The organism is Curtobacterium oceanosedimentum, assembly GCF_020297365.1.
Taxonomy (GTDB): domain Bacteria; phylum Actinomycetota; class Actinomycetes; order Actinomycetales; family Microbacteriaceae; genus Curtobacterium.
Window position 1 is genome coordinate 1 of record NZ_JAIXIG010000060.1, and the last position, 2,721, is coordinate 2,721.

At 73.5% G+C, this 2,721-nt stretch carries 3 protein-coding genes; 2 read left to right on the forward strand and 1 reads right to left on the reverse strand.

Features of this window, described 5'->3' with window-relative positions; translation table 11 throughout:
* The coding region (locus LEL83_RS15730; RefSeq protein ID WP_308009918.1) for an MFS transporter at positions 1-1,485 on the reverse strand (1,485 nt) is incomplete at its 3' end.
* Between the two features lie 162 nt (positions 1,486-1,647).
* Here LEL83_RS15730 and LEL83_RS15735 point away from each other — a divergent pair.
* Together LEL83_RS15735 and LEL83_RS15740 are read left to right on the forward strand one after the other, a co-directional pair.
* Positions 1,648-2,469 carry a formate/nitrite transporter family protein gene (locus LEL83_RS15735; protein WP_225559527.1) on the forward strand — a complete coding sequence of 274 codons (822 nt, stop codon included), beginning with the start codon at positions 1,648-1,650 and terminating at the stop codon, positions 2,467-2,469.
* Between the two features lie 51 nt (positions 2,470-2,520).
* Positions 2,521-2,721, forward strand: a 201-nt coding sequence (locus LEL83_RS15740; protein WP_372454470.1) for a putative immunity protein, incomplete at its 3' end; no start/stop codon positions are given.

The following is a 2,721-nucleotide window of genomic DNA, read 5'->3' on the forward strand; positions in this document are numbered from 1 at the left end:
CTGAGGCTGAGGCTGAGGCTGGGGCGGGGTCGGAGCAGGGCCGGCCGATCGGGAACGGAGCACGCCGACCACGACGAGCACCGCGGCGAGCGCCGCGAGCGCGAGGCCGGCGACGGTGAGGGCGTCCTGGAGGACCGCGAGTCTCGCGGTCGACCAGGTGGTCGTGGTGATGCTGCCGGTGACGAAGGCGGCGACGATCGTCCCCGCCGCGGCGACGGCCGCGCCGCCGGAGAGCTCGCCAGCGGTGTCGACGACGGCGGCGCCGAGGGAGGTGCGGTCCGCCGGCAGGCCCGTGAGCACCGACGCGCCCGCGACGACCCCGACGACCCGCATGCCGGCCGCGACGAGCACGAGTGCGACGAGGACCCACACGTACCCGTGCCGGCTCAGGGTGCCGAAGACCGCCAGGCCCGACACGACCGACGCCGCGCTGATCCCGGCCGCTCGGCCGAGCCCGACCCGCTGGACGAACGGTCCGACGACCCGGCCCCCGGCGAGCAACACCACGACCTGCGGCAGCGTCCCCACCGCGGCGAGCGCGGGCGGCCACCCCCACGCGAACTGCAGCTGCAGCGTCACGAGGTACGACAGCCCGGCCACGGCGAGTCCGGAGGCGGCCTTGAACGCGAGGCCGCTCGAGACCAGCGGTCGGCCGAGCAGGTGCAGGTCGACCAGCGGGTGCCGTGCCGTCCGCTCGCGGGCGACGAACGCGACCGCGCACGCGACGGCCAGTGCCAGGGCGGCCCATCCCCACGGTGATGCGGCTCCGGACGTGACCAGGAGGGTCGGCGTCACGAGCGTGCCGGCGACGGTCGCGGTGCCGAGCAGCGCGCCGACGACGTCGATCGGGTCGCGGCGGAGTCCGGTCGGCTCGTCCCGGGCGACACCGAGTCGGATGCCGACGAGCGCGAGCACCGCGACGGGCACGTCGGCCAGCAGCAGCACCTGCCACGGCGCGACGGCGAGCACGAAGCCGCCGACGGTCGGACCGACGGCCAGGCCGACGAGCCCCGCCGTCGAGATGACGGTGAGCGCGCGGACCCGCACGGCCTCGTCGTCGAAGAGCCGGAAGGCCAGCGCCATCGACCCGGGTGTGGTCATGGCCGCGGCGACGCCCATCAGGACCCGCACGGCGACCAGCTGACCGGTCGACGTGACCGCCGCGGTGGCGAGGCTCGACACGGCCAGCAGGACCAGACCCGCGAGCATCACCCGGCGACGACCGAACCGGTCGGCGACGGCGCCGAAGAGCAGCATGAGCCCGCCGAAGGCGACGGAGTAGGCGCCGGACACCCACTGCAGGCCCGTGGTCGACGACGCGAGTTCGCGACCGATCGTCGGCAGGGCGACGTTGAGCACCGAGTTGTCGAGCATCTCGAACAGGAACACCGCGGACAACCCGGTCAGGGCCACCCAGGCGTCGGAGAGACGAGGGACGTGATCGCCGGTCGGAGCACGGCCGGGACGAGCGGGACTGGGGGACACGGGGCGCACTCCTTCGCGGGAAGAAGTGGCGACTCGTTCGATGCCGCGTGCGTGTGCGTCGCGGACGGCGACGCCTTTTACCTCAGTGAGCCAGATGCTACACCCGCCGGAGCGCGCTCCGGCCCCGCGCCGCCGCACGCTGCCCGGACTACGGTCGGAGCGGTGAGTGATGACCGGCGCCGCGAACTCGGCGAGACCGATGCCCCCGTCGAGGACGAGATCTCCGACTCCTTCACCGCCGTCGTCGAGGAAGGCGCCGAGCGGCTGCAGCGCACCACCCGGGTCGTGCTCACGACCGGGTTCGCCGGTGGGCTCGAGATCGGGGTGGGCGTCATGGCCTACCTGGCGGTCCTCCACGCCACCGACGACCACCTGCTCGCCGGCCTGGCCTTCAGCGTCGGACTGATCGCGCTCTACCTCGCCCACAGCGAGCTGTTCACGGAGAACTTCCTGCTGCCGATCACCGCGCTGATCGCCCGGGAGGGCACGGTCGGGCAGCTCCTGCGCCTCTGGATCGGGACCCTGCTCGGCAACCTCGCCGGCGGCTGGCTGTTCATGTGGTTCGTCGTCCAGGCGTTCCCGCAGTGGCACTCGGTGCTCGAGGAGTCGGCGCGGCACTACGTCGACGCGCCGTTCGGGCTGCAGACGATCGCGCTCGCGGTCCTCGGCGGCAGCACGATCACCCTGGTCACCCGGATGCAGCAGGGCACCGACTCCGACCCCGCGAAGATCGTCGCCGCCGTGGCCGGCGGGTTCCTGCTGTCCGGGCTGCAGCTGTTCCACTCGATCCTCGACTCGCTGCTCGTCTTCGGCGCGATCCTGGCCGACGCACCCATCACGTACGGCCAGTGGATCGGCTGGTTCGGCTACACGCTGCTGTTCAACGTGCTCGGCGGCGTCGTCCTCGTCACCTCGCTCCGGCTCATCCGGTCGGCCGACCTGCTCGCGGGCCGACGACGGAGCGGGCCGGCGCGCACGGACTGACCCGGCCGACCACGAGCGGACGGCCGGGCGGTCCTGTGGCAGGCTGCGGACATGCCCTCGGCACAGACGCTCGACGAGGAGGACCGCCGGTTCCTCGCGGGATGGGCAGCGGACTGCGTGGAACGCGTCCTGCACCTGTTCGAGGCCGACGTCCCCGACGACCGTCGTCCCCGGGACGGGATCGACCGAGCCCGGGCCTTCGCGGCCGGCGACGTGGACGCGGCGGGTCAGATCCGCGTGCGCTTCGTCGCC